This window comes from Microbacterium hydrocarbonoxydans, from assembly GCF_900105205.1.
Lineage (GTDB): Bacteria > Actinomycetota > Actinomycetes > Actinomycetales > Microbacteriaceae > Microbacterium > Microbacterium hydrocarbonoxydans.
Map to the genome: position 1 here is coordinate 1,790,586 of NZ_FNSQ01000005.1, position 17,672 is coordinate 1,808,257.

General features: G+C 68.5%; 18 protein-coding genes and 1 tRNA gene. 7 read left to right on the top strand and 12 right to left on the bottom strand.

Annotation, left to right across the window (positions count from 1 at the left end):
* Nucleotides 1-39: 39 nt before the first annotated feature.
* The 6 genes from BLW44_RS08930 to aceE form a co-directional block, all read right to left on the bottom strand.
* Nucleotides 40-1,278: a beta-ketoacyl-[acyl-carrier-protein] synthase family protein gene (locus BLW44_RS08930; RefSeq protein WP_060926078.1), complete on the bottom strand. Its 1,239-nt coding sequence runs from the start codon at nucleotides 1,276-1,278 to the stop codon at nucleotides 40-42.
* Nucleotides 1,279-1,368: 90 nt separating this feature from the next.
* Nucleotides 1,369-1,617 (bottom strand): acyl carrier protein, encoded by a 249-nt coding sequence (locus tag BLW44_RS08935; protein ID WP_017202249.1) that lies wholly within the window; start codon nucleotides 1,615-1,617, stop codon nucleotides 1,369-1,371.
* A 68-nt stretch (nucleotides 1,618-1,685) separates the two neighbouring features.
* Nucleotides 1,686-2,687 (bottom strand): beta-ketoacyl-ACP synthase III, encoded by a 1,002-nt coding sequence (locus BLW44_RS08940; RefSeq protein WP_060926077.1) that lies wholly within the window; start codon nucleotides 2,685-2,687, stop codon nucleotides 1,686-1,688.
* A complete protein-coding gene (locus BLW44_RS08945; protein WP_060926076.1) occupies nucleotides 2,684-3,604 on the bottom strand; it encodes an ACP S-malonyltransferase in 921 nt (306 codons plus the stop codon). Before BLW44_RS08945 ends, BLW44_RS08940 begins: the two co-directional genes overlap by 4 nt.
* Nucleotides 3,605-3,708: 104 nt before the next feature.
* Nucleotides 3,709-4,914 (bottom strand): PucR family transcriptional regulator, encoded by a 1,206-nt coding sequence (locus BLW44_RS08950; RefSeq protein WP_060926075.1) that lies wholly within the window; start codon nucleotides 4,912-4,914, stop codon nucleotides 3,709-3,711.
* Between the two features lie 31 nt (nucleotides 4,915-4,945).
* Nucleotides 4,946-7,672 carry a pyruvate dehydrogenase (acetyl-transferring), homodimeric type gene (gene aceE, locus BLW44_RS08955; RefSeq protein WP_060926074.1) on the bottom strand — a complete coding sequence of 909 codons (2,727 nt, stop codon included), beginning with the start codon at nucleotides 7,670-7,672 and terminating at the stop codon, nucleotides 4,946-4,948.
* Between the two features lie 153 nt (nucleotides 7,673-7,825).
* Here aceE and BLW44_RS08960 point away from each other — a divergent pair.
* A tRNA-Val gene (locus tag BLW44_RS08960) sits at nucleotides 7,826-7,898 on the top strand.
* 34 nt (nucleotides 7,899-7,932) lie between these two features.
* Here the strand turns inward: BLW44_RS08960 and BLW44_RS08965 are convergent.
* From BLW44_RS08965 to BLW44_RS08975, 3 genes are read right to left on the bottom strand one after another with little or no spacing between them, the layout of a single operon-like run.
* On the bottom strand, nucleotides 7,933-8,232 hold the full coding sequence (locus BLW44_RS08965; RefSeq protein WP_074731720.1) for a DUF6510 family protein: 300 nt from the start codon (nucleotides 8,230-8,232) through the stop codon (nucleotides 7,933-7,935).
* The gene (locus BLW44_RS08970; protein ID WP_174521339.1) at nucleotides 8,232-8,957 is read right to left on the bottom strand and encodes a ferredoxin reductase; all 726 of its coding nucleotides are present in this window, start codon (nucleotides 8,955-8,957) and stop codon (nucleotides 8,232-8,234) included. The genes BLW44_RS08965 and BLW44_RS08970 overlap by 1 nt, the downstream gene beginning before the upstream one ends.
* Entirely contained in the window at nucleotides 8,954-9,544 is a 591-nt protein-coding gene (locus tag BLW44_RS08975; protein ID WP_060926072.1) for a sulfite oxidase-like oxidoreductase, read from the bottom strand. Before BLW44_RS08975 ends, BLW44_RS08970 begins: the two co-directional genes overlap by 4 nt.
* Nucleotides 9,545-9,664: 120 nt before the next feature.
* Between BLW44_RS08975 and BLW44_RS08980 the strand changes: the two genes are divergently transcribed.
* Together BLW44_RS08980 and BLW44_RS08985 are read left to right on the top strand one after the other, a co-directional pair.
* Nucleotides 9,665-10,027, top strand: coding sequence for a UBP-type zinc finger domain-containing protein (locus BLW44_RS08980; RefSeq protein ID WP_060926071.1), 363 nt, complete (start codon nucleotides 9,665-9,667; stop codon nucleotides 10,025-10,027).
* Between the two features lie 47 nt (nucleotides 10,028-10,074).
* A complete protein-coding gene (locus BLW44_RS08985) occupies nucleotides 10,075-10,854 on the top strand; it encodes an alpha/beta fold hydrolase (RefSeq protein WP_060926070.1) in 780 nt (259 codons plus the stop codon).
* A gap of 168 nt (nucleotides 10,855-11,022) precedes the next feature.
* Here BLW44_RS08985 and BLW44_RS08990 read toward each other — a convergent pair whose 3' ends face one another.
* The 3 genes from BLW44_RS08990 to BLW44_RS09000 form a co-directional block, all read right to left on the bottom strand.
* Nucleotides 11,023-11,583, bottom strand: a complete 561-nt coding sequence (locus BLW44_RS08990) for a hypothetical protein (protein ID WP_060926069.1) — start codon at nucleotides 11,581-11,583, stop codon at nucleotides 11,023-11,025.
* Nucleotides 11,584-11,585: 2 nt separating this feature from the next.
* Nucleotides 11,586-12,734 carry a zinc-dependent alcohol dehydrogenase gene (locus tag BLW44_RS08995; protein WP_060926068.1) on the bottom strand — a complete coding sequence of 383 codons (1,149 nt, stop codon included), beginning with the start codon at nucleotides 12,732-12,734 and terminating at the stop codon, nucleotides 11,586-11,588.
* A gap of 133 nt (nucleotides 12,735-12,867) precedes the next feature.
* Nucleotides 12,868-13,749 (bottom strand): manganese catalase, encoded by an 882-nt coding sequence (locus BLW44_RS09000; RefSeq protein WP_060926067.1) that lies wholly within the window; start codon nucleotides 13,747-13,749, stop codon nucleotides 12,868-12,870.
* 191 nt (nucleotides 13,750-13,940) lie between these two features.
* On the opposite strand from BLW44_RS09000, the gene BLW44_RS09005 reads away from it, so the two are divergent.
* From BLW44_RS09005 to fliD, 4 genes are all read left to right on the top strand, one after another.
* On the top strand, nucleotides 13,941-14,270 hold the full coding sequence (locus BLW44_RS09005; RefSeq protein ID WP_139305260.1) for a hypothetical protein: 330 nt from the start codon (nucleotides 13,941-13,943) through the stop codon (nucleotides 14,268-14,270).
* Nucleotides 14,271-14,377: 107 nt separating this feature from the next.
* The gene (locus BLW44_RS09010) at nucleotides 14,378-15,247 is read left to right on the top strand and encodes a sigma-70 family RNA polymerase sigma factor (RefSeq protein ID WP_276326152.1); all 870 of its coding nucleotides are present in this window, start codon (nucleotides 14,378-14,380) and stop codon (nucleotides 15,245-15,247) included.
* 115 nt (nucleotides 15,248-15,362) lie between these two features.
* Nucleotides 15,363-16,187: a flagellin N-terminal helical domain-containing protein gene (locus tag BLW44_RS09015; protein ID WP_060926064.1), complete on the top strand. Its 825-nt coding sequence runs from the start codon at nucleotides 15,363-15,365 to the stop codon at nucleotides 16,185-16,187.
* A gap of 101 nt (nucleotides 16,188-16,288) precedes the next feature.
* Nucleotides 16,289-17,650: a flagellar filament capping protein FliD gene (gene fliD, locus BLW44_RS09020; RefSeq protein ID WP_060926063.1), complete on the top strand. Its 1,362-nt coding sequence runs from the start codon at nucleotides 16,289-16,291 to the stop codon at nucleotides 17,648-17,650.
* Nucleotides 17,651-17,672: the final 22 nt, after the last annotated feature.

Sequence of the window (17,672 nt, forward strand, 5' to 3'; positions counted from 1 at the left end):
GGTTCCCCGGGGGCCGCTCTCATGGGTGTACTCGGTGCCTCAGTCGGCGCTGGCGAAGACCGCGACGGCGTTGTGACCGCCGAAGCCGAACGAGTTGCTGATCGCGATCTGCGGGCCGTCCCCCAGAGGGGTGGGCTCGCCGGAGAGCCGGAACGGCACGGCCGGGTCGGGCTCGGTCATGTTGATCGTCGGCGGGGCGACGCGGTCGCGGAGAGCGAGGAGCGAGAAGATCGCCTCGAGGGCGCCGGTGCCGCCGAGCAGGTGGCCGGTCGACGCCTTGGTCGCGGACACCGGGATCTCGTCGATCCGATCGCCGAAGACCTTCTTCAGCGCGACGTACTCGTTGGGATCGCCGACCGGGGTCGACGTCGCGTGAGCGTTGATGTGCGTGACCTGGTCGGCGGTGATGCCGGCCTCGTCGAGAGCCTGCGTGACGGCGCGCGCTGCACCGTTGCCCTCGGGGTCGTTGCCGGTGATGTGGTATGCGTCGGCGGTGACTCCGCCGCCGAGGACGTAGCCGTAGATCTTCGCTCCGCGCGCCTTGGCGTGCTCCTCGGTCTCGAGGATGAGCGCTGCCGCGCCTTCGCCCATGACGAAGCCGTCACGGTCGATCGCGCCGGGCCGGGAGGCGGTCGCGGGGTCGTCGTTGCGGCGCGACAGTGCCTGTGCAGACGCGAACGACGCCATCGTGATCGGGTGGATGGCGGACTCGGTGCCACCGGCGATCACGACGTCGGCGAGGCCGTCCTGCAGGTGGTGGAAGGCGTGGATGATCGACTCGGTGCTGGACGCGCAGGCGCTCACGACGGTCTGCGCGTAGGCGCGGGCCTCGAACTGGAGCGACAGGTTGCCGGCGGCCGCGTTCGGCATCAGCATCGGGACGGTCAGCGGCATCACCCGGCGGGGCCCCTTCTCACGCAGGGTGTCCCACGCGTCGAGGAGGGTCCAGAGGCCGCCGATGCCGGTGGCGAAGTCGACGCCGAGACGCTCGGGAGCGACCTCGGGGGATCCGGCGTCCGCCCAGGCCTCGCGGGCCGCGATGAGGGCGAACTGCGACGAGGGGTCGAGTCGCTTAGCCTCATGGCGTGGCAGGACCTCCTCGGGGCGGACGATGGCCTCTGCCGCGAAGGTGACGGGAAGCTCATACTGCTGCACCCAGTCGTGCTCGAGAGTGCGGGTACCGGACTTGCCTGCGAGCAGGTTGGCCCAGTTGTCGGGGGCGGTCCCGCCGATGGCGGACGTGGCGCCGATGCCGGTGACGACGATGCGCTTGGTCATGTGTGGTTCCTTGTCAGGCGGGTCGAGCAGAAGGCGGGCAGGGCGGAGGATGCCACGCCCCGCTGGCGCGGGGGTGGCATCCTGCGTGGATTACTCCTGGCCTGCGACGATGAAGTTGACCGCGTCGCCGACGGTCTTGAGGTTCTTGACCTCGTCGTCGGGGATGGTGACGCCGAACTTCTCCTCGGCGTTGACGACGATCGTCATCATCGAGATCGAGTCGATGTCGAGGTCGTCGGTGAACGACTTCTCGAGGGCGACCTCGGAGGCGTTGATGCCGGTCTCGTCGGTGATCAGCTCTGCGAGGCCTGCGAGGACCTCATCGTTGGTGAAAGCCATGTGGTCTTCCTCTTTCTTACGGGTTGTATTCGGAACCGTGGAACAGTCTAGGGAAAGTCGGCGCGTTCTCAGGGAAGGACGACGACCTGAGCGGCGAACACGAGACCGGCTCCGAAGCCGATCTGCAGTGCCAGGCCGCCGGACAGCTCGGGATGCTCGGCCATCAGCCGGTGGCTGGCGAGCGGGATCGAGGCGGCTGAGGTGTTGCCGGTGGTCTCGATGTCGCGGGCGATCACGGTCGTCTCGGGCAGTTTGAGCTGCTTGGCGAACTCGTCGATGATGCGCATGTTGGCCTGGTGCGGGATGAACGCGGCGATGTCGGTGGGCTCGACGCCCGCCCGATCGAGCGCCTCGCGGGCGACCTTCGCCATCTCCCACACCGCCCAGCGGAAGACCGTCTGGCCCTCCTGGCGGAGCGTCGGCCATGGCACCTCGCCGTCGCGGAACTCGGTCAGGGTGCCGTTCATGCCGACCGCGTCGGCCTTGGAACCGTCCGAGCCCCACACTGCGGGCGCGATACCCGGCGTGTCGCTTGGGCCGATCAGCGCGGCCCCGGCCCCGTCGCCGAGCAGGAACGAGATGCTGCGGTCGGCCGGGTCGACGATGTCGGAGAGCTTCTCGGTGCCGATCACGAGCGCGTACCGGGCGGCACCGGACTTGATCAGGGCATCCGCCTGGGTGACCGCGTAGGCGTAGCCGGCGCAGGCCGCGTTGATGTCGTAAGCGGCGGCCGGGTTCGCACCCACGCGGTCGGCGACGATCGCGGAGACCGACGGCGACTGCTTCGGGTTGCTGATCGTGGCGACGATCACGAGGTCGACCTGGTCGGCGGGGACGCCGGACTTCTCGATCGCCTCGGCCGCGGCGGTGGTGGCGAGGTCGATGGCATCCGTGCCCTTGTCGGCGCGGACCCTGGTCACGATGCCGGTGCGCTGGCGGATCCACTCGTCACTCGAGTCGATCGGGCCGATCAGGTCGTCGTTCGGCACGGCGTTCTCGCCCCTGGCGGCGCCGTACGAGTAGATGCGCGTGTAGGCGGGACCGGTGATCTGGTTCAGCGTGGCGCTCATGCGGCGTCTCCGTTCAGCAGCGCGACCGCCGCGTCGAGGTCTTCGGGGGTCTTCACGGCGACGGAGGGGACTCCGCGCAGGCCGCGCTTGGCGAGGCCGGTCAGGGCTCCGGCAGGGGCGAGCTCGATCAGCCCGGTGATGCCCCGATCGGCGAACGACGCCATGCAGAGGTCCCACCGCACCGGCGACGACACCTGGTCCACGAGGTAGCCGAGCGCCTGGGAGCCGTCGGTCACGACCGAGCCGTCACGGTTCGTCCAGAGCGTGATCTCCGGGTCCGAGGGCGTGACGGTCGAGACGGCGTCGCGGAGCGCTGCGACGGCGGACTCCATGAACGAGGTGTGGAAGGCACCGGCGACCTGCAGCGGGATCACCCTGGTGCCCTTCAGGGGCTCGGAGGCGAGGGCGTCGAGCCCCGCGAGCTCTCCGGCGACGACGAGCTGGCCGCCGCCGTTGTAGTTGGCGGGGGACAGGCCGAGCTCGGAGAGACGGGTGAGGACCGCGTCCTCGTCACCGCCGAGCACCGCGCTCATACCGGTGGGAGTCTGGGCTGCGGCATCGGCCATCGCACGCCCGCGGATGCCGACGAGGCGCATGCCCGTCTCCGCGTCGATGACACCGCTCTCGACGAGCGCGGCGATCTCGCCCACGGAGTGTCCGGCGACACCGTCGGCGCGACGGTTCGCGCGGGCGGAGAGAGCCCCCGCCGCGATCAGCGACGCGGCCACGATCAGAGGCTGCGCGATGCGCGTGTCTCGGATCGTGTCGGCATCCGACACTGTGCCGTGCTGCTGGAGGTCGACCTCAGCGGCCTCGGAGTACGCGGCGAGGCTTTCCGTCACGCCGTCCAGCTCGAGCCAGGGGGAGAGGAAACCGGGGGTCTGCGAGCCCTGTCCTGGGCATACGACGACAATCACATCCCCCAGTCTGCCAACGATCGGCCCGAAGTGGTGGATGATCCATCACAAGATTCTGAAGAACCCTTGTGTGTGGCGCACAGCTGGGGCTGTTCCGTAGCCGATCAGCGGCCGGGACGTCGCAGCGGAGTACGTCGGCGGACCTGCTCGGCTGCGCCAATCGACCCGAGGATGAGGGCGGTCTGCAGGATGAGCGCTTCGCGCGGACCCGTGGCATCCCATCCGATGACCTCGCTGACCCGCTTCAGGCGGTAGCGGACCGTGTTCGGATGCACGAACAGCTCGCGGGCGGTCGCCTCGAGCGAGCGTCCGTTGTCGAGGTAGCTCCACAGCGTCGTGACGAGGTCCGTCGAGTGCGCCTGCAACGGGCGATAGATGCGCTCGATCAGCGTCTGCTTGGCGAGAGGGTCGCCGGCGAGCGCGCGTTCGGGGAGGAGGTCGTCCGCCTCGACCGGCCGAGGCGCGCTGCGCCAGGCACGGGCGACGGCGAAGCCTGCCAGGGCCGCGCGTGCGCTCTGGCTCGCGTCGACGAGGGCGGCGACCGCCGGGCCGAGGACGACGTAGCCGGGGCCGAAGAAGGGCTCGAGGCGAGAGGCGATCTCCTCGAAGCCGAGCTCTTCCTCCTCGCCCTCCGGCACCTCCTGACCGGCGATGCGGGCGCGGCCGATCACGAGCACCAGGCGAGAGCCCTGCACGCCGATCAGGACGTCGACGGCGAGCTTGCGTGCCGTACGACGGACCAGGTCGACGTCGAACTGGGGAGGGGTCGTGCCGACCAAGACGGCGACCTCGCCATGACCGTGCCATCCGAGGGCGGCGATGCGGCTGGGCAGCTCTTCGTCTGCCTCCCCGGTGAGGATCGAGTCGACGACCAGCGCCTCGAGACGGGCGTCCCAGAGACCTCTGGCCTCGGCGGCCCGTGCGTACACGTCGGCCGCGGCGAAGGCCACGTCACGCGAGTACAGGAGGATCGCCTCACGCAGGTCGTCACCGCGGCCGGCGACCCGTTCCTCCGTGACCTCGACCGTCACGCGGATCAGCTGCAGCGTCTGCTGCAGGCTCACACTGCGCAGCAGCTCACGGGGAGCGGCGGCGAAGATGTCGGCCGCGATCCACGGCGTGGACGTGGGGTCCTCGTACCACTGGATGAACGAGGTGATGCCGGCCTGAGCCACCAGCCCGACCGCAGAGCGGCGGGCTGGTGGCATGTCGGCGTACCAGGAGAGGGTGTCCTCGAGTCGCTTGATCGTCACCGAGGCGATGTCGCCGGAGATCCGACGCAGCCAGGTGAGCGTCGCGGTCTTGTCCATACCGCGCGAAGAGGAACCCGTCACCGATGGCTCAGCTTTCGCCGCCCGCGTTGCCGCTGGTGCCGGCGTTCACGTCGTGCAGGCTGTACTTCTGGATGGCCTGCGCGGCGAGCGAGCGGTCGACGACCCCGTCCTCGGCGAGCGACTGCAGCGTGCGGACGACGATCGAGGGACCGTCGATCTTGAAGAAGCGACGGGCCGCGGCGCGCGTGTCCGAGAAGCCGAACCCATCGGCGCCGAGCGTCGCGAAACGCTGCGGGACCCACGGGCGGATCTGGTCCTGCACGGCGTGCATGAAGTCGCTCACTGCGACGACCGGACCCTCGACACCCTGCAGCTTCTGCGTGAGGTAGGCCGTGCGCGGCTCCTCTTCTGGGTGCAGGAAGTTGTGCTCGTCGGCGGCGAGGCCGTCGCGGCGCAGCTCGGTCCAGGAGGTCACCGACCACACGTCGGCGATCACGCCCCAGTCGTTCTTCAGCAGCTCCTGCGCCTCGAGGGCCCAGGGGAGTCCGACACCCGACGCGAAGAGCTGGGCGCGGGGGCCCTCGCCCTCGCCGACGGACACGCGGTGGATGCCCCGCACGATGCCCTCGACGTCGACATCCGTCGGCTCGGCGGGCTGCACGAGCGGCTCGTTGTAGACCGTGAGGTAGTACATCACGTTCGGGTCCTCGTGCGAGCCGCCGTACATGCGCTCCAGACCCGAGCGCATGATGTGTGCGATCTCGTAGCCGTAGGCCGGGTCGTACGACACCGTCGCCGGGTTCGTCGCCGCCAGCAGGTGCGAGTGGCCGTCGGCGTGCTGCAGACCTTCACCGGTGAGAGTGGTGCGGCCGGCGGTGGCGCCGATGATGAAGCCTCGTGCCATCTGGTCTCCGGCGGCCCACTGGGCATCGCCCGTGCGCTGGAAGCCGAACATCGAGTAGAAGAGGTAGATCGGGATCAGCGGCTCGCCGTGGGTGGCGTACGACGTGCCCGCAGCGGTGAACGCCGCGAGAGCGCCGGCCTCGTTGATGCCGACGTGCACGATCTGGCCCTGCGGGCTCTCCTTGTAGGCGAGGAGCAGCTCACGGTCGACCGAGGTGTAGTGCTGGCCGTTCGGGTTGTAGATCTTCGCCGTCGGGAAGTAGGCGTCCATGCCGAACGTGCGCGCCTCGTCCGGAATGATCGGGACGATGCGGTGCCCGAAGTCCTTCGAGCGCAGCAGGTCCTTCAGCAGACGCACGAACGCCATGGTCGTGGCGATCTCCTGCGTGCCGGAGCCCTTCTTGGGCAGCTGGTACGCCGAGTCGTCCGGCAGCGAGAGTCCGACGTGCGTGGAGCGACGCTCGGGCAGGAAGCCGCCCAGAGCCTTGCGGCGCTCGAGCATGTACTGGATCGTCTCGTCCTGGGGGCCGGGGTTGTAGTACGGCGGCAGGTACGGGTTCTCCTCGAGCTGCGCGTCCGTGACCGGGATGTGCATCGCGTCGCGGAACGTCTTGAGGTTGTCCAGCGTCATCTTCTTCATCTGGTGGGTCGCGTTGCGACCCTCGAACTGCGGACCCAGGCCGTAGCCCTTGACGGTCTTGGCGAGGATGACGGTGGGCTTGCCCTTGTGCTCGGTCGCGGCCTTGAACGCGGCGTAGACCTTGCGGTAGTCGTGGCCACCGCGCTTGAGGTTCCAGATGTCGTCGTCGGAGTAGTCCTTGACGAGTTCGAGCGTGCGCTCGTCGCGACCGAAGAAGTGCTCGCGGACGTACGCGCCGGACTCGGCCTTGTACGTCTGGTAGTCGCCGTCGGGGGTGACGTTCATCAGGTTGAGCAGCGCGCCCTCGGTGTCGCGGGCGAGCAGGTCGTCCCATTCGCGACCCCACACGACCTTGATGACGTTCCAGCCGGCACCGCGGAAGAACGACTCCAGCTCCTGGACGATCTTGCCGTTGCCTCGCACCGGGCCGTCGAGTCGCTGTAGGTTGCAGTTGACGATGAAGGTGAGGTTGTCGAGGCCCTCGTTAGCAGCGACCTGCAGCTGGCCGCGGCTCTCGACCTCGTCCATCTCGCCGTCGCCCAGGAAAGCCCAGACGTGCGAGGCGGAGGTGTCCTTGATGCCGCGGTTCTCGAGGTACTTGTTCGACATCGCCTGGTAGATGGCGTTGATCGGACCGAGGCCCATCGACACGGTCGGGAACTGCCAGTACTCCGGCATCAGACGCGGGTGCGGGTACGACGGGATGCCGTGCGGGGCGTGCGACTTCTCCTGACGGAAGCCGTCGAGCTGGTCTTCGCTCAGACGACCCTCGAGGTAGGAGCGCGCGTAGGTGCCGGGGGAGGCGTGGCCCTGGATGAAGATCTGGTCGCCGCCACCCGGGTGGTCTGCACCCTTGAAGAAGTGGTTGAAGCCGACCTCGTAGAGCGCGGCGGAGGACGCGTAGGTCGAGATGTGACCGCCGACGCCGATGCCGGGGCGCTGTGCGCGGTGCACCGTGATGGCGGCGTTCCAGCGGATCCACGCCCGGTAGCGGCGCTCGATCTCCTCGTCACCGGGGAACTCGGGCTCGTTCTCGGGAGCGATCGTGTTGATGTAGTCGGTGGTTGGGACCATCGGCACGCCCAGGTGCAGCTCCTTGGAGCGCTTGAGCAGGCTGAGCATGATCTCGCGGCCACGACCGTGACCCTTGGCGTCGACGAGCTCGTCGAGCGACTGCTGCCACTCGCCCGTCTCTTCCGGATCGCTGTCGAGGGGGCCCTGGGAGTACGGATCCTGGTCGTGCACAGTCACGGGGGAGCCTTTCGTCAAGCTGGCAGGTCATGCCATTGAAACGGGAAGCGACGCGGGCAGCCTTGTCGGCTGTGCACAACGCGTGCCGCCATCAGCCTATCCCCCTTCCACGACATCAGCGCGCATCCGCTCGTCTGTAGAATGAGGGCACCAGGGCCTTTAGCTCAGCTGGTAGAGCGCCACGTTTACACCGTGGATGTCGTCGGTTCGATCCCGGCAGGGCCCACCGTCACCCGCCCCTCGCGCAGAGCGCAGCTCGCCTACTGCGGCACCGCCGGCCACTGCAGGCGGGCGAGGCCGCCGATCGTGAGAGTCCAGCGCCCGTCGTCGCGCAGACAGGTGAGCAGCGTGTGGCCGCATCCGCGGCAGAGCAGGATCAGGCAGGCGTCGTCGAGCTCCGCGACGGCATCCGCCAGCTCCGCGTCGCGCTCGCAGTGAGCGCACGAGGCGCGGGCCGTGGTCATGTCGGTGCCGAAGAGCTCGAGCAGGAGTCCACCGGCGGCGTTGCCGTCGACCCTGTCGCGATGTCCGGTGTGATGCGTCGTGTGAGGAGTGTCCATCAGGCGCCTCCGAAGCGCTCGGTGCGGATGCGGTCGGGCGAGTGCCCCGCCGCGACGAGCAGGTCTGCGACGGCCTCCACGAACCCGGTCGGACCGCACACGTAGACCGCGGGGTTCTCGGACGGCGGGATCGTGGAGGCGAGGATCGTCGCCGCATCCACCCTTCCTGCAGGACGCGCGTAGCTCGGGGGAGCGGTGCGCGTGTACGCCCAGTCGAGCGCGAAGGAACCGCCCACGAGACCGTCGAGCTCGTCGGCGTAGAAGGCGTCGTCGGGGGAGTGGACCGAGTACAGCATCCTCATCGGTGCTGTGCTCGTGGACCCGGCGTGTACGCGGGCCATCGCCAGCAGCGGCACGATGCCGGATCCACCGGCGATCAGCTGCACCGGTTCCGGGCGGTCGGGGGTCCAGACGAAGTAGGCGCCGATGGGGCCGCGCACCTCGAGCTCATCGCCCGCGCGGACGTCCTCGACGAGATAGGGGGAGACCTCGCCGTCGGGGACCTCGTCGACGGCGAGCTCGAGGATGTCGGCGTCGCCGGACGACGCGAGCGAGTACGAGCGCACCGCCTGGTAGCCGTCCTCCGCGGTCAGGCGCACGTCGACGTGCTGGCCGGCGAGGTTGCCCGGCCACCCGTCCACCCGCAGTTCGAGGATGCGGCCGTGCGAGGTGGCGTCGCGGACGCCGACCACGCGCGCGACGAGCCAGGTCGACGCCGTCGTCACCAGTACCGCTCCTCTTTCCACGGATCGCCGTACATGTTGTAGCCGTTCTGCTCCCAGAATCCCGGCTCGTCCTTCTCCAGCAGATCCAGGCCGTGCACCCACTTCGCCGACTTCCAGAAGTAGAGGTGGGGCACCAGCAGCCGCGCAGGTCCGCCGTGTTCGGGGGCGAGAGGCTGACCGTCGAACTCGACGGCGATCCACGCCTTGCCGCCGGTGAGATCGGCCCGCGGCACGTTGGTCGTGTACCCGCCGTAGGAGAACACCCGGGTGAAGTCTCCGCCACCGGCATCCTGCAGCAGATGATCGAGGGACACGCCCCGCCAGTGGGTGCCGAGCTTCGACCACCGCGTCACGCAGTGGATGTCGGTCGTGATCGTGTCGACGGGCAGCGCGAGCAGCTCGTCCCACGACCAGGTGCGGCGGATGCCGTCGAGTCCGACGACCACGAACTCCCAGGTGTCGGTGTCGATCCTCGGGGTGGGACCTGCTGAGAGGACCGGGAAGTCCTCGGTCAGGTACTGCCCGGGAGGCAGGCGGTCGTCGGACTCGCGTCTGCGTGCTCCGAAGCCGCGGGAGATCACTGCCATGATCGCCTTCTTTCCTTGGGGGAGAGCACCGATTCTAGGGGGAGGAGAGCGGGTCGCGCAGGTGTCGCGGATGCGATCCGGGGACTGTCGTGTCGGCGTCAGAGACGCGAAGATGGTCGCATGACAGCGAACGGGGACATGATCCAGGTCGACAGCCCACCCAGCGGCACCGGATGCGTCGAATGCGAGGCCACGGGATCGTGGTGGGTGCACCTTCGCCGCTGTGCGGCGTGCGGGCACATCGGATGCTGCGACGACTCGCTCGGCACCCACGCCACGCACCACTGGAAGGAGAGCGGCCATGCCGTGATCCAGAGCTTCGAACCCGGCGAGGACTGGTTCTGGGACTACCGCGACGAGACGACGTTCGAGGGACCGGCGCTCGCCGAGCCGACGAGCCATCCGCTCTCCCAGACGGTCCCCGGTCCTGCGGACCGCCTCCCCGCCGACTGGCTCCAGATCCTGGAGAGCCGCGCTCGGTGACAGGCTTGCGTTCGCTGCCGTCCCGCGCAGGCAGAGAGGAGGGTGCAGTGCGTCACCGTGATCGACTCGACACCGCGCGGCGCCTCACGGTGCAGGGCCTCCACTTTCGGGTGATCGAGAGCCGACCGGACGACGGCGGCGAGACCCTTGTGCTGATCCACGGGATCGGCATGTCCCACCGCTACCTCGCTCGCCTGCACGAGGCGCTCGCCCGATCCACCAGGGTCGTCTCTCTCGACCTCCCCGGCTTCGGCGGCCTCCCCAAGCCGTCCGACGACGTCGACATCGTGCGGATGGCGAGAGCCGTGGTGCGGGTGCTGGCAGGGGTGTGCACGGGACCCGTGGTGATCGTCGGGCACTCGATGGGAGCGCAGTGGGCGATCGAGACGGTGCTGCAGGGTGCGGCACCGGTGACCGGGGTGGTGGTGATCGGTCCGGTCGTCGACGACGCGCACCGCTCACTCGGTGCCCAGGCGGTCGGGCTCGCCCGCGACACCCTCGGGGAGTCGCTGCCGACGAACTGGATCGTGTTCAGCGACTACGTGCGGAGCGGACCTCGGTGGTACCTGCGGCAGGTGCGGCATATGCTGCGTTACCCGACGGAGGACAGGATCCGCCACCTCGACGTGCCCGTCCTCGTGCTCCGCGGCGCGAAGGACCCCGTCGCGGGTCCGTCGTGGAGTCGGCGACTCGCGGCGAGCGCCCGCAGCGCACAGCTGGTGGAGATCTCCGGACGCCATCATGTCGTGCAGCGCTCCGCGCCGGCTGACGTGGCCGCGGTGATCCTGGAGCAGGCCGCGAGGTGGCGGACGCACCCGCACGGATAGCGTCGCACTCGCGACCGCGTCAAGACCCTGCGGCTCGGGCAGTGTCTCGACGCATCCTCGGCGCATGACCAGCGCACACGAGGAGCAGCGGGGCACGGACCCCGTCGCGGAGTACATCGACGAGCGGATGCCGGAGCTGATCGACCGCGATCGACCCTCAGGTCCACCTCAGCGCAGCACGCGCCGGACGGCGCTCACGAGGAGAGCGCCCGCCAACACCCACGGGCCGACCACGATGATGGGATCGAGCCACGCGTGTCGCAGGTCGAGGCGACCGCGGCCGAACCGCGAGGCGATCGGGCGATGATCCGCCTCGGCCATCACCCCGGTGAGGGTGATCGGATCATCCGGGCGTCGCGTGAGCAGCGACCGCGCATGCGCGGTCACCGCATCCACTCGGTCGCCGAGCACGAGGAGCAGCCAGCGCGCGTTCTTGGTCTCGCTGAACCGGTCGTACGCGATGCGGCGGATGGCGCCCGAGAGGCCGTGCAGCGGCTGCGCCGTGCCGAACACCGGAGGGAGCATCGAGTGCTCGATCGACTTCTCCCGATGCGGGTCCTCGTCCTGTCTCTCCGGGAACTCCCACCGCGCCCCCGTGTCCGGCAGGTCATCGCGCTGCTGCCAGGTCCGTCGATGCTCGGGGGCGAGGTCCGTGCCCCATCCGGGGATCCGGTCGCGGAGCTCCTCCTCGGAGGGTGCGAGCTGCGGTCCTTCCGCCTTGTACGGCATGGTCATTCCTCTCCGACGACGATGAGCGGCTTGATGCAGTCGTCCAACTTGGACGAGAACACGTGATAGGCCTCGGCGATGTGCTCCAGCGGGAAGCGATGGGTGAGCAGTTCGCCCGGACGCACGTGCCCCTCTCGGATGTGGTCGAGCAGGCGCGGCCACTGTCGCTTGACCGGAGCCTGGTTGGCTCTGACCGTCAGCCCCTTGTTCACGATGTCGCCCAGCCGCACCGCAGAGGGCAGCGGTCCGTAGGCGCCGATGAGGGAGACGGTGCCGCCCTTGCGCACGGAGTCGATGGCCCAGTTGACGGCGACGGGGGATCCGCCCTGCAGCTTGAGCTTGGCGCCGGTGAGGTGCTGCACGACGCTGCCGTCGGCCTCGGCACCCACCGCGTCGATCACGACGTCGGCGCCCAGATGGCCCGTCGCCTTCTTCAGCGCGACGACGATGTCTGCGACCTCGGCGAGGTGGATCGTCTCCGCGAACGCGAAGGTGCGCGCCTTCTCGAGCCGGTAGTCGATGTGGTCGACCACGATCACCCGGCCCGCCCCGAGGAACCAGGCAGACCGCGCGGCCGCGAGGCCGACCGGACCGGCCCCGAACACGACCACCGTGTCGCGAGGCGCGATGTCCGCGAGCTGGGCGCCGAAGTATCCGGTGGAGAACGCGTCCGTGAGCGTCAGAGCATCCTCGGAGCTCAACCACTCGGGGATGACCGATGGACCGACATCCGCGAACGGCACGCGCACGAACTCGGCCTGGCCGCCGTCGTACCCGCCGGTGCTGTGCGAGTACCCGTAGATGCCACCCACGGCCGTCGCGTTCGGGTTCACGTTGTGGCAGTTCGAGAACAGGCCGCGGCTGCAGAAGTAGCACGACCCGCAGTAGATGTTGAAGGGCACCATCACGCGGTCGCCGCGCTTCAGGGTCTGCACCGACGAGCCCACCTCCTCGACGATGCCCACGATCTCGTGACCGAAGGTATGGCCGATGCGGGTGTCCGGCATCATGCCGTGGAACAGGTGCAGGTCGGAGCCGCAGACCGCGGCCCTGGTCACCCGGACGATGGCATCGTTCGGATGCTGGATACGAGGCTCCGGCTTCTCCTCGACGCGGATCTTGTACGGTCCGCGGTACGCCATCGCCTTCATGCGCGCGCCCCCGTCCGTGGGTGGAACGTGGTCATCGTGATGCTCTCCTTCTCGTGGTCGACGGGTGCTGCCGCGTGACGCTCTGCCGGTCGGGGCCACCCCGCAGCGGCGGCCCCGACCGGACGTCGCGGTCTCACTCCTTGTGGGTCATGTCCTGCACGGCGCCGGCCACCTTCTCGACGACGTTCGGCAGCTCGGTGGTGCCGTAGAAGCGCGCATCCGGATGGGTGGGCGGCGGCATGGTCGCCGTCGTCGTGGGGCCTTCGTGGTAGCTGAACTCGCCGTGTCCGTCTGGCGTCGGACCGCTCGCCCAGGTGCCTTCGGCGGCGGCAGCACCATCGCTGAAGTTGAGGTACTGGTACGACACCTCGCGGTGCTCCTTCGATAGCGGGAAGTTGCTCGGCACGGGCAGCGTCTCCGCCCCCTCGGACTTGAGCTCCTCGACGGCCGCCAGCCACTGGTTCTGGTGCATCGTGTCGCGGGCGAGCAGGAAGCCGAGCATGTCCCGGACTCCGTGGTCGTCGGTCATGTGATAGAGCCGGGCCACCTGCACTCGGCCCTGCATCTCGGCGTTCGCGTTGGCCGTGAAGTCGGCCAGCAGATTGCCGCTCGACGTGATGTACGACCCCTGCCAGGGGTTGCCGTTGCTGTCGACGGGTCGGGCGCCGGCGCCGGCGACGATGCCCTGCTGGACGTCGGTGCCGCCGATGATCGCGGCGACCGTCGGGTCGTCCTGAACGGCATCCTCGGTGATCCCCAGCGGGGACTTCTCGAGCAGCTGCGCGATCATGACGGCGAGCATCTCGACGTGACCCATCTCCTCGGCGCCGATGCCGAAGACCAGATCCCGGTACTTGCCGGGGATGTGCATGTTCCAGGCTTGGAACTGATACTGCATGGCCACGGTGATCTCGCCGTACTGACCGCCGAGCACCTCCTGGAGCTTTCGTGCGTAGACGGCATCCGGTGCATCGGGTGTGGCCGCGAACTGGAGTTCCTGACGATGGAAGAACATGTCTGCCTCTCTGATCGGTTCTGGATGGATGCCCAGGCAAACCGTTCGGCGCTCGGTCCGATAAGGGCTTTCCATCTGCAGGATCGGCGAGGATAATCCGCGCGGGCCGCGCGAGACCGCTCTCTGCCTCGCGCTTCCCTGATGTGTCAAGACCCCAGATCGACCGGCGGTGGCGGTCGTAGCGTGCGGGCATGAAACACGTGACGTATGGCGAGAAGTCCCTGTTCATGGGCGACGATGCCGCCGACGTGCTCCTCGAGTACGCCAGGGTCGTCGCCGACACCGGGAAGGCGGACACGGTCACCCTGCGCTCGATCAGTCCGGACGGCAACACGGTGGAGGCGTCGTTGCTGTTGAACGTGAGCACGGTACTGATGACCGAGTCCACGCACTCGGACGTAGAGCCGCCGGACAACTCGGCGAGTGTGGAGGACATCCGAGAACGGATCGAGCGGCCGGCGGCGATGCCTGCGGAGGAGGCCTGGGACCGCCCGGACTACGATGCCACCGCCACGCTCTGACCCGCACGGGCGTTAGGCCCCGAATTCGTATGGCCGTTTTTTACTCATAAACGCGAACTTCGTGCTAGCTTCACTCGTAAAACAGTTGATCTAGCTACGGAGTCGCATTGCTGAGTAATACTGCGGTTTCTACTGATTCCGGACAAGCTGCCACGCCGGCGCCCACGCCTGATCAGCTGGCTCGCGAGAACATGCCGCTGGCCACGTTCCTCGCGGTCGAGAAGGCTCGCTCGGCAACACATCTCGACCTCGACGATCTGCTCTCGGCCGCCCGCCTGGGTCTCGCCCGTGCGGCGCTGTCTTACGATGCATCCCGCGGCATCCCGTTCGGCGCTTTCGCGAGCAGTCAGATCAACTGGGCGATGCTCTCGGAGATGCGCAGAGCCGACCCCGCAGGCGAGCGCGGCCGCGACAAGATCGAGCGCGTGCGCGTGGCCGCCGAGACACTGCTCGCGAGGACGGGTCGCCCCGCGACGACAGCCGAGCTCGCGCGGGAGTCGGGGCTCTCGGTCGACGCGGTCGGCGAGATGCTGCAGCTCGACGAGATGGTGCGCACGGCGATCAGCTTCGAAGAGCACTTCGACGTGGAAACGGGCCGTCAGGCCGCCGATCTCACCGACAGCGTCATCCTCCCTGAGCATGCCGTCGAGCAGTCCGAGACGCGAGCGATGGTGAACCGGATCGTCGACGCGCTTCCGGCCGCGATGCAGCAGGTGGTGCGCGGCATCTACCTCGAAGACCGCATGGTCAAGGACATCGCCGAAGAGCTCGCGGTCAGTCACGCCTACGTCTCGAAGCTGCGCTCACGGGGACTCGCCCTGATGCGCGAGGCGATGGAGGCCTGGGAGGACGGCACGACCGGCGACCGATCGACCAAGGCGAAGGCGGAGTTCTTCGAGGCGCTGTTCGGCCCGCTGCCCGTAGAACTCGGCACTCGCGACGGCGACCGCACTCGCGGCCTTCTCGCCGCCGTGTGAGGCAGCCCAGATTCTTCTGGATCGGTGGTTACGCCGCCGACGCTTGTCGCGAATGTCGGTTGTGCAGGCCCACGGATGGGCCCGCATCCAGCCCCATAACCACGGAGGAATTCTCATGGGTCTTCAGATCGCAACCAACGTCGGTGCACTCAACGCGTACCGCAACCTGTCCGTCAACCAGAACGACGTCTCGAAGTCGCTCGAGAAGCTCTCGAGCGGTCTGCGCATCAACCGCGCAGCCGATGACGCCGCCGGTCTGGCCATCTCCGAGGGTCTGCGTTCGCAGGTCAACGGCCTGAACGTCGCAGCCCGCAACGCGCAGGACGGCATCTCGGTCATCCAGACTGCAGAAGGTGCTCTCACCGAGGTGCACTCGATCCTGCAGCGCGTTCGCGACCTCGCCGTGCAGGCGGGTTCCGACTCGAACAACGCCGAGTCGCGTGGCGCCATCAAGACCGAGATCAACTCGCTCGGCGAGGAGCTCACCCGCGTCGCCGCCAGCACGAACTTCAACGGGATCAAGCTGCTCGACAGCGCGAACACCCTGACGTTCCAGGTCGGCGCCGGCTCCGAGGCCGCCGAGGACCAGATCGCTGTCACGCTGACCAACTTCTCGGGTCTCGGTGCCACGATCGGTGCGCTCACGGTCGACACCGCCGCGAACGCGCTCACCACGATCGCGGCCGTCGACGCGCAGATCACCAACGTCTCGACGGCTCGCGCCGGCCTCGGTGCTGTGCAGAACCGCTTCGAGTCGACGATCAACTCGCTCCAGGTCTCGGCCGAGAACCTCGCCGCGGCCAAGAGCCGCATCGCGGACACCGACATGGCAGCCGAGATGGTCAAGTACACCGCCTCGAACATCCTGCAGCAGGCCGGCACCGCCATGCTCGCGCAGGCGAACCAGTCGGGCCAGGGCGTCCTGCAGCTGCTCCGTTGAGCCGCTGCGCCTGAGGCGCACAGGGCGCCCGGGCGGACTCACCTCCGCTCGGGCGCCTTCCTGTAGGACCCCCTTGACCGCATCGCACGGAAGACGACCGGATGAAACTCGACGGACTCGTATCAGGGCTCAAGACCGAAGAGCTCATCAAGGCGCTGATGGACGTCTCGGCGATCCCCAAGACGCTGATCACGAACAAGATCGCGGACCGCAACTCGGTCATCACCAACCTGCAGTCGCTGAACAAGACCCTGCAGGAGCTCGTCGACAAGGCGAAGACCGCAGCGGCGCCGACGTCTCTGGCGTCGTTCACGGCGACCTCGTCGTCCGAGACTGTCACCGTCACGGCCGGGGCGAAGGCGGGCGCATTCTCGACCGCCATCGTCGTCGACGCCGTCGCGACCTCGCACTCCGTGGTCACCGCCGCTGCGGGGGCGACCGCCTGGGGCGGCACGTTCACCCTTGTCGGCTCGGACGGCGAGGCGATCGAGGTGACGCCCGTCGGCACCGGTCCACAGGACCTGGCGAAGGCGATCAACGCGTCGAAGGCCGGCGTGAGCGCCACCGTGGTCCCCGCAGGGACGGATGCCGACGGCAAGCCGCTCTCGCGCATCCAGCTCACCTCGTCCGCCACCGGAGAGGTCGGCGCCTTCACCGCGTACCGGGGGACCGCTGCCCAGGTCGCCGGCGGCACGGCGGCAGACCTCGTCGGCGAGCCGGGAGCCGCCGTCCTCACGCAGGGCGCGGACGCCCGCATCCGACTCTTCGCCGGCACCGCGGCCGAGCAGACTCTGAACAGTGCGAGCAACACGATCTCCGTCGGCGAGGGCATCGAGGTCACCGTGACCAGGGTCAGCGCCGAGCCCGTGACGGTGTCGGTGGCGCGCGATGCGAAGAAGCAGAGCGCGACGGCCGAAGCATTCGTCAAGGAGATCGCGGCGCTCCTCACCCGCATCGACAACGGCTCGAAGGCGACGGTCGGCGAAGTCGGTGAGACCACGACGCTCGGCGTCTTCACGGGAGACAGCACCGTGCGCAACCTCCGCGGTGCGCTCGCGAACGCCGTGCAGCATCCGGTGGACGGCGTCTCGCCCTCGAGCATCGGCATCACCGTGAGCGACAAGGGCGTGCTGTCGTTCGACGCCGACAAGTTCGCCGCGGCGCTGGCCGAGGACCCGGAGGGAACCCAGGAGCTGTTCTCCTCGGTCTCCGCCCGCGTGCAGACAGTCACCACGCAGTACTCGGACAAATACGACGGTCTGCTCACCCAGCGCATCACCGGCCAGGAGGACGAGGTCAAGACCCTCAAGACCCAGGTCGAGCGCTGGGATGTGCGGCTCGAGCAGCGCCGGGCCACCCTCGAGCGCACCTACGCGCAGCTCGAGGTGCAGCTGTCGAAGCTGCAGTCGCAGTCCTCCTGGCTCACCAGCCAGCTCGCGGGTCTGACGCCCTCTGACTCCTGATCACCCTTCCTGACACCGCACC

What these genes read in the sequence shown, in the direction of transcription:
- BLW44_RS08930 (WP_060926078.1), bottom strand. Translation starts at nt 1,278, where the DNA reads ATGACCAAGCGCATCGTCGTCACCGGCATCGGCGCCACGTCCGCCATC.
- BLW44_RS08935 (WP_017202249.1), bottom strand. Translation starts at nt 1,617, where the DNA reads ATGGCTTTCACCAACGATGAGGTCCTCGCAGGCCTCGCAGAGCTGATC.
- BLW44_RS08940 (WP_060926077.1), bottom strand. Translation starts at nt 2,687, where the DNA reads ATGAGCGCCACGCTGAACCAGATCACCGGTCCCGCCTACACGCGCATC.
- BLW44_RS08950 (WP_060926075.1), bottom strand. Translation starts at nt 4,914, where the DNA reads ATGGACAAGACCGCGACGCTCACCTGGCTGCGTCGGATCTCCGGCGAC.
- BLW44_RS08965 (WP_074731720.1), bottom strand. Translation starts at nt 8,232, where the DNA reads ATGGACACTCCTCACACGACGCATCACACCGGACATCGCGACAGGGTC.
- BLW44_RS08975 (WP_060926072.1), bottom strand. Translation starts at nt 9,544, where the DNA reads ATGGCAGTGATCTCCCGCGGCTTCGGAGCACGCAGACGCGAGTCCGAC.
- BLW44_RS08980 (WP_060926071.1), top strand. Translation starts at nt 9,665, where the DNA reads ATGACAGCGAACGGGGACATGATCCAGGTCGACAGCCCACCCAGCGGC.
- BLW44_RS08990 (WP_060926069.1), bottom strand. Translation starts at nt 11,583, where the DNA reads ATGCCGTACAAGGCGGAAGGACCGCAGCTCGCACCCTCCGAGGAGGAG.
- BLW44_RS08995 (WP_060926068.1), bottom strand. Translation starts at nt 12,734, where the DNA reads ATGAAGGCGATGGCGTACCGCGGACCGTACAAGATCCGCGTCGAGGAG.
- BLW44_RS09000 (WP_060926067.1), bottom strand. Translation starts at nt 13,749, where the DNA reads ATGTTCTTCCATCGTCAGGAACTCCAGTTCGCGGCCACACCCGATGCA.
- BLW44_RS09005 (WP_139305260.1), top strand. Translation starts at nt 13,941, where the DNA reads ATGAAACACGTGACGTATGGCGAGAAGTCCCTGTTCATGGGCGACGAT.
- BLW44_RS09015 (WP_060926064.1), top strand. Translation starts at nt 15,363, where the DNA reads ATGGGTCTTCAGATCGCAACCAACGTCGGTGCACTCAACGCGTACCGC.
- fliD (WP_060926063.1), top strand. Translation starts at nt 16,289, where the DNA reads ATGAAACTCGACGGACTCGTATCAGGGCTCAAGACCGAAGAGCTCATC.